Origin of the sequence: Bacillus cereus group sp. BfR-BA-01441 (genome assembly GCF_022663075.1) — a bacterium.
Lineage (GTDB): Bacteria > Bacillota > Bacilli > Bacillales > Bacillaceae_G > Bacillus_A > Bacillus_A cereus.
In genome coordinates this window covers 1-422 of sequence record NZ_JAKUEU010000270.1, presented here as the reverse complement: position 1 = coordinate 422, position 422 = coordinate 1, and the positions used below count along the sequence as shown (strand labels likewise).

Sequence of the window (422 nt, the reverse complement as noted above, 5' to 3'; positions counted from 1 at the left end):
AACGCTTTGATTACAGCAGGTGTAAAAGATGCAGAAATTCAAATTACTGCACCTTTTAAAGTTTCAGGAACTGCAGCTTTAACTGGATTAATGAAAGCATACGAAACTGCGTCCAATAAACAAATTCCTGAAGAAGTTAAAAAAGTAGCGAATGAAGAAATGGTACAAACAGCCCAGCTTGGTGATAAAATTGGTGAAGAAAAAGCAGTTCAACTTGTTGCAAAAATTAAAGAAGAAATTGCAAAAGAACAGCCAAAAACAACAGAAGATTTACGTTCATTAATTAAAAAAATTGCTGATCAACTCGGCATTACATTGACAAATGAACAGTTAGATAACTTAGTATCGTTATTTGATAAAATGAAAAATCTTAATATCGATTGGAATCAAGTTGGTAGTCAATTAAACAAAGCAAAAGAACA

1 protein-coding gene is annotated in these 422 nt (G+C 31.8%); it reads left to right on the top strand.

Going from position 1 to position 422, the window contains the following annotated elements; all coding sequences use genetic code 11:
- The coding region (locus MR107_RS30440; RefSeq protein ID WP_242293185.1) for a DUF1002 domain-containing protein at positions 1-422 on the top strand (422 nt) is incomplete at both ends.